At 59.8% G+C, this 6,000-nt stretch carries 7 protein-coding genes; 5 read left to right on the top strand and 2 right to left on the bottom strand.

The window, feature by feature from the left end:
- Window positions 1–518 precede the first annotated feature (518 nt).
- The 3 genes from QNJ86_RS08900 to QNJ86_RS08890 all read left to right on the top strand — a co-directional run bounded on the left by QNJ86_RS08900 (window position 519) and on the right by QNJ86_RS08890 (window position 2,869).
- Window positions 519–1,676 (top strand): coiled-coil domain-containing protein, encoded by a 1,158-nt coding sequence (locus QNJ86_RS08900; protein WP_283832258.1) that lies wholly within the window; start codon window positions 519–521, stop codon window positions 1,674–1,676.
- A 95-nt stretch (window positions 1,677–1,771) separates the two neighbouring features.
- Window positions 1,772–2,284 carry a YbhB/YbcL family Raf kinase inhibitor-like protein gene (locus QNJ86_RS08895; RefSeq protein ID WP_283832257.1) on the top strand — a complete coding sequence of 171 codons (513 nt, stop codon included), beginning with the start codon at window positions 1,772–1,774 and terminating at the stop codon, window positions 2,282–2,284.
- A 6-nt stretch (window positions 2,285–2,290) separates the two neighbouring features.
- Window positions 2,291–2,869 (top strand): DNA-deoxyinosine glycosylase, encoded by a 579-nt coding sequence (locus QNJ86_RS08890; RefSeq protein ID WP_283832256.1) that lies wholly within the window; start codon window positions 2,291–2,293, stop codon window positions 2,867–2,869.
- Between the two features lie 2 nt (window positions 2,870–2,871).
- Here QNJ86_RS08890 and QNJ86_RS08885 read toward each other — a convergent pair whose 3' ends face one another.
- Window positions 2,872–3,054 carry a hypothetical protein gene (locus QNJ86_RS08885; protein WP_283832255.1) on the bottom strand — a complete coding sequence of 61 codons (183 nt, stop codon included), beginning with the start codon at window positions 3,052–3,054 and terminating at the stop codon, window positions 2,872–2,874.
- Between the two features lie 203 nt (window positions 3,055–3,257).
- Here QNJ86_RS08885 and QNJ86_RS08880 point away from each other — a divergent pair, with 203 nt between their 5' ends.
- Window positions 3,258–4,544, top strand: coding sequence for an aspartate aminotransferase type Ic (locus QNJ86_RS08880; protein ID WP_283832254.1), 1,287 nt, complete (start codon window positions 3,258–3,260; stop codon window positions 4,542–4,544).
- A 99-nt stretch (window positions 4,545–4,643) separates the two neighbouring features.
- On the opposite strand, the gene QNJ86_RS08875 is transcribed toward QNJ86_RS08880, so the two are convergent.
- A complete protein-coding gene (locus tag QNJ86_RS08875) occupies window positions 4,644–5,141 on the bottom strand; it encodes a DUF2798 domain-containing protein (RefSeq protein ID WP_283832253.1) in 498 nt (165 codons plus the stop codon).
- Between the two features lie 340 nt (window positions 5,142–5,481).
- Here QNJ86_RS08875 and QNJ86_RS08870 point away from each other — a divergent pair, with 340 nt between their 5' ends.
- Window positions 5,482–5,982, top strand: a complete 501-nt coding sequence (locus QNJ86_RS08870) for a helix-turn-helix transcriptional regulator (RefSeq protein ID WP_283832252.1) — start codon at window positions 5,482–5,484, stop codon at window positions 5,980–5,982.
- Window positions 5,983–6,000 lie beyond the last annotated feature (18 nt).

Raw genomic sequence — 6,000 nt, 5'->3', positions numbered from 1 at the left:
AAAGCAGCCAAAACAAACGAGAAAAACCCCGAATTACCTATTGACTCTTTATAGCTGGACTACGTTGGTTACCTTTTTAGTTAGGTTTATCGTACATGAAAGTACCCTCGTCATAGTGGTAGGGAGGGCAGTTGTCTCGTGGCGCAATAGTTAGCGCGATAGCGCGTCACATTTCTGTAAGCAGGTTCGCGAAGCGCGTCACACTTGGGGCGGCACCCTCCCTACCCTCTTCCTTCCGGCGACGAGGGAAGGCGCTTGTTGGGGCTTACGGTCTGGGCCCCTAGATGTAGAATCACTGCCCCAAGACCTTGTGGTCATGGTATTTGGCCTGTTCCACGGCTTGTTTGCCGTCGTCCGACGGATTTGGAACAGTTGCGCGGCGAGACACGGAAAAGACCCCAACTTTGAACTGGGCTTATGAAACGCGTTCACAACCGTTTTTGTTCATCTGCGCAAACGTGGTATGATGCCTCTGCTTTTGCCATACACACTACGTGCTCAATCTAGGAGGATTTCGCATGAGCGAGCATAGAAACGCACTCAGCAGGCGAGCGTTCATCGGCGGTGCCGCCGTGTTCGGTGCCGCAACCCTCTTCGCCCCCTCGGCCGCGTTCGCTGAGACGGCTGCGGAGAAACAGGCCCAGGCCGATGCGGTACGCAACCAGCTCATCGGGCTGCAGGCCGACCTCGAGACCGCCGCGGATAACTACCACAAGGCCATTGAGGAACAGGACGCTGCGAAGGCTGCCATGGAAGCCGAGCAGGCCAAGATCGACGAAGCCAACGGCAAGATTGCCGATCTCCAGGACAAGTTGGGCACGCGTGCGCGCAGCATGTACCGCTCCGGTTCCACCAGCTTCCTCGACTTCGTGATGGGCGCTGCCACGTTTGAAGAGTTCACGCAGAACTGGGATTTGCTGAACCAGGTGAACGAGAACGACTCCAAAATGGTGGAGGAAACCAAGACGCTGCGCGAGGAACTTGAAGCGTCGAAGAACGAATACGCCAAGCAGGAAAAGATTGCCGCCGATAAGGCTGCTGAAGCCAAGGAGATTCAGGACCAGGTAGCCGCGAAGGTAACCGAGGCCACGAACCTCATGAACTCGCTCGACGCCGAGGCGAAGGCGCTGCTCGAACAAGAGCAGGCCGCCGCAGCGGCTGCCGCAGCGGCTCAGCGCGCTGCCGAAGAAGCAGCTCGTGCGGTGCAGAATCAGACACCCTCCAACAACGGCGGTGGCATCGTGAACAATGGCGGTGGCAACACCCCGAACTACGAGAACACCTACACGCCTCCGGTCAACTCCGGCGGCGGTGGTGGCGGTGGCGCTTCCTACGGGTCGGTTGTCGACTACGCGTACTCGTGCATCGGCACGCCGTATGTGTGGGGCGGCGCAACGCCGGGCGTGGGTATGGACTGCTCCGGTTTGGTGGCCTGGTGCTACGCCCAGGTGGGCATTTCGCTTCCGCACTACACCGAGTCGATGTACGCCTGCGCAAGCAACATTGTGCCCGTGTCGCAGGCGCGCCCCGGCGACGTGCTGTATCGCCCCGGCCATGTGGGCATCGCGGCAGGATACGGCGGCATGCCGTACGTGCACGCCCCCACCTTTGGCGCGTATGTGCGCGACACCGACTCCCTTTCGTGGTCGGGCTTCACGTGCGCATTGCAATTCTAACAACAACGGTTTCCGCGACATGATAAAAGGAGGGCCTCGTGCCCTCCTTTTTGTATAATGAGGCGAAGGTGACGTGGGCGAAAGGAGCGCAAGTTATGAACATTTCTGTTGCGTTGAAGAACGGGCTTTTGCCTGATAAGTATGGGAAGTATGCCCCTGTAGAGGACACAATTGACGGGCATCCGTGCGTGTCCTTCCCCATTGACGTGAGTGAGGTGCCTGAGGGTACACGGTCGCTGGCGCTGACGTTTCTTGACTGGGACGCCATTCCTGTGGGCGGCTTTTGTTGGATCCACTGGATTGCCTGCAACTTCCCTGCTGACACGCGGCATATTCCGGAAAACGCCAGCGCCTCGGGCGCGGTGCCGTGCGTGCAGGGGTCGAACAGCGATTGGTCGCCCTTGGCCGGCTCGCACACCGACCCGCGCATCATCCATCGCTACGCCGGGCCCTACCCGCCCGACAAGACGCATGACTATACGCTGACCGTGTACGCGCTCGACTGCGAGCTGGACTTGGAAGAGGGGTACTACCTGAACGAATTCCGTCGCGCCATTCGCGGCCACGTGCTGGCCGAGGTGTCAATCGAGTTGCCGAGTCGCGCCTAGGGCATCATGGCGAAGGCGAAACCAAAAGCAAGCGCGAACGCAAGCGCGAGCGCGAGCAGCGAAGGCACGCGGGTCGACCATCCGCTAGAACCCGTGTTTGACCAGCACTCACGCGTGCTCATGCTGGGCACCATGCCTTCGCCAAAGTCGCGCGAGGCGGGGTTCTACTACATGCACCCGCAGAACCGCTTCTGGAAAGTGCTGGGTGCGCTGTTTGACCAGCCGGAACCCCAAGGGGTTGAGGCGCGGCGCGCCTTTGCTCTCGCGCACGGCATTGCACTCTGGGACACGCTGGCCTCGTGCACCATTACTGGCGCATCCGACGCCTCCATCGCAGATGCCGCGCCGAACGACCTCACGCGCATAGTCGCAACCGCGCCACTCGAAGCGGTGTTCACCACCGGGACTAAGGCAACCGAATTGTTCCGTCGCCACTGCGCCGACATGCTTCCCGGCGTGCCCCACGTGGCACTTCCCTCTACCAGTCCCGCAAACGCGCGCATGCGCCTCGACGACCTGGTGAAAGCCTACCAACCCGTGGCCGAAGCGCTGGGTGTCGCGCCGCCCCGTTCGCACACCCCGTAAGGCTACTTTTCCGCACGCTCGGGGTGGCCGTGATCTTTCTGCCAGCGATCCCAGGTTGAGTAGCAAATGGCCGCACGTTGGTCCTGGTCGGGATACTTGTCCTTTTCGTAACGCGTGATGTGCTCCATACACCGCGAGATATACGTTTCCTTCTTTTCATTCGCACGCGGATCGGGAATAGGCATGATACAGCCTCCTTTCATCAACAGCTTGAGAAAGGCATCGTAGCGCGCGCCCGCACAGCCCCACCGGACGTAGGCGCTTTCGTCATTCAGCGTCACCGGGCGGACAGCGCGGCGTAGTTCGGCGAAAACAGTATCGACTAATTGATTCGCTAAACCTTATACTAGAGAACGTACGCACGATTGACGACGGAAGGAAGCAAACAATGCCCACGTATGCGGAGATGGGACGCGACGAATTGACGGCACTCAAAGACGAACTTGAGCGGGAGTACGGCGAAATTAAGGCGAAGGGGCTCTCGTTGAATATGGCGCGTGGGAAGCCGGGGGCTGATCAGCTTGATCTCAGCATGCCTATGCTCACCGCAGTCACTACTGCGGAGGACTGCCGCGCCGAGGACGGCACCGACTGCCGCAACTATGGCGTGCTTGACGGTCTGCCCGAGGCGAAGCGCTTCATGGCCGCCATGGTGGAAGAGGAACCCGAGAACATTATCATCGGTGGCAATTCAAGCCTCACACTCATGTATGACGCGGTGGCGCGCTGCCTGGACTTCGGCACGCTGGGCTCGAAGCCGTGGTGCCAATACGAGAACATCAAGTGGCTCTGCCCCGTGCCGGGCTACGACCGCCACTTCGGCATTACTGAGGCGTTCGGCATTGAAATGATCCCCGTGCCAATGACCGCAGACGGCCCCGACATGGACGAGGTGGAGCGCCTCGTGGCGAACGACGCATCCATCAAGGGCATCTGGTGCGTACCGAAGTACTCCAACCCCGGCGGTGTGACGTATTCCGACGAGGTGGTGGAGCGCCTGGCTTCCATGACCTGCGCAGCTGACGACTTCCGCATCTTCTGGGACAACGCATACTGCGTGCACCACCTCTACGATGACGCAGCTGAACAGGATCAGCTCAAGGACATCGGCGCGGCCTGTCGTGCAGCTGGCAACCCGAACCGCTACTTCAAGTTCGCCTCCACGTCCAAGGTGACGCACCCGGGCGCGGGCATTTCCGCCATCGCGGCAAGCGCCGACAACATTGCGGAAATCAAGAAGCGCATGGGCGTGGGCACTATTGGCTACGACAAGCTGAATCAGCTGCGCCACGTGAAGTTCCTGCGCGACGCCGAGGGCTTGGCCGCACACATGGCCAAGCACGCCGCTATCCTGCGTCCGAAGTTTGAACTGGTGGTTTCCAAGCTTGACGAGGGCCTGGCCGAGGTGGGCGGCTGCTCGTGGTCGCATCCGCGCGGCGGCTACTTCGTATCGTTCGACGCGCCCGAAGGCACGGCCAAGCGTATTGTGGGCCTGGCGAAAGAAGCGGGCGTTACCATGACAGGCGCGGGCGCCACCTGGCCTTACAAGAACGACCCCCAAAACAGCAACATCCGCATCGCCCCCACGCTGCCCCCCCTTGACGAACTGGACGCCGCCATGGACGTATTTGTGTGCTGCGTGAAACTGGCCTGCGTGGAGCAACTGCTGGCGTAAGCGCAACCACACATCCAGAGAACAAACAATCGGCCGTAGCGCTAAGCTGCGGCCGATTGTTGTTTACCTGCCTTTATGTGCTACTTTACCTTCTATCCCTTACGCGTCAGGGGACATATCTCCCGGTGCTGCTGGGGCGGGTGCGGGGGCTTCGAAGGGGTTTGTGCGGCTGATCTTTGAAGCCAGGAACAGGCACAGCGGCTCTGCCTGAATGGCGACGGCGTAGTTGATAATCCACATGATGGGGGCCGTTGCCAGCCAGCGATCTACGAACTGCGCATCCATGCCCGTGTTGATCCACGTGAGGCAGAACGAAATGATGAGCAGCATAAACGTGCACAGCAGCACGTCTTTCAGCAAAAACCACGCAACCGAGCCTTCCTTCGCCCCGCACTTCACGGCATACTTCATCGAAAGCGGGATGACGGGCAGCACGGTCATAACAAGCGTGCCAATAATCGTGCCGTAGATAGTTCCCATCAGCACACCCATCCATACAATGGGCACACCCATAACAATAGGCACAAACAGACTGAGGGATAACGCGCAGAAGATGGACATGAACAATCCCATAAGGAACCGGAACAACAAAGACATGGCTCTCCTTCCGTCGGAAGCGACGCGAGCGGTTGCGGCGGGAATCGCCGCACTCAAGCCGCACACGCCGTAGATCGGCCGCGACAGACAACATGCCTGAAAGGATAAGCGAATGCGCAGATTACTCGGGAATCGGCGCCGCCGCTCTTCGCGGCCACACGCTCGCTTCCCCGACGCGGAGCGTCCTCGATACCATGACACTTCGAACAATACTGGCGGGCGCGGAAAGCGTCCATCTATCACTTTTGATAGGTTGCCCCACCCTGCTCACGCCCTATACTGGAACCTATCAAGCGCAACAGGCACAAACCGGGGAACTTGCTTGCGTTGAGGGGGAATTATGCTGTCGATTTTTGTCTACAGCACTGAAGGTGAGTTGTTTCACCGCTGCGATGTCGAAGACATGCAGGATCTTTTGCGCGTCTTCCGCACGGAGTTACAGCCGCGCTTTTCTGACGAATCCCTGAACGTGCAGGTAAGCGGTGAGATGTATATCACCGAGCCCTTTCGCGGCCCCGAGCACGTGGCCCCCGCCCTGCCCGCGCGCCAAGAGGAAGTGCTCAAGCTGCTGGCGCTCTCGCGTGCACCGAAGCAGATCGCAACCGAAATGGGCATTTCCGAACCGACCGTGCGCATGCACATAAACGCACTGAAGAAACGCTTCGGCGTGGACAATGTTAACCAACTCATGGCCGTAGCCGGGGCTTTGGAGTTGTGCAACCCGTTCCGCGGTGTGCCGCCTTGGTACGCCGATGAAGAGCGGAAACCCCAGCGACACGACACCGGCCCGGATACACCTGATAGGCCCAGCACCGATCCTGACCAGGAGGTGAGCACCTGACCAACACCTACTCAAGCT

Origin of the sequence: Gordonibacter faecis, assembly GCF_030077735.1 — a bacterium.
Lineage (GTDB): Bacteria > Actinomycetota > Coriobacteriia > Coriobacteriales > Eggerthellaceae > Gordonibacter > Gordonibacter faecis.
This window is presented reverse-complemented; position numbering and strand designations above follow the sequence as displayed.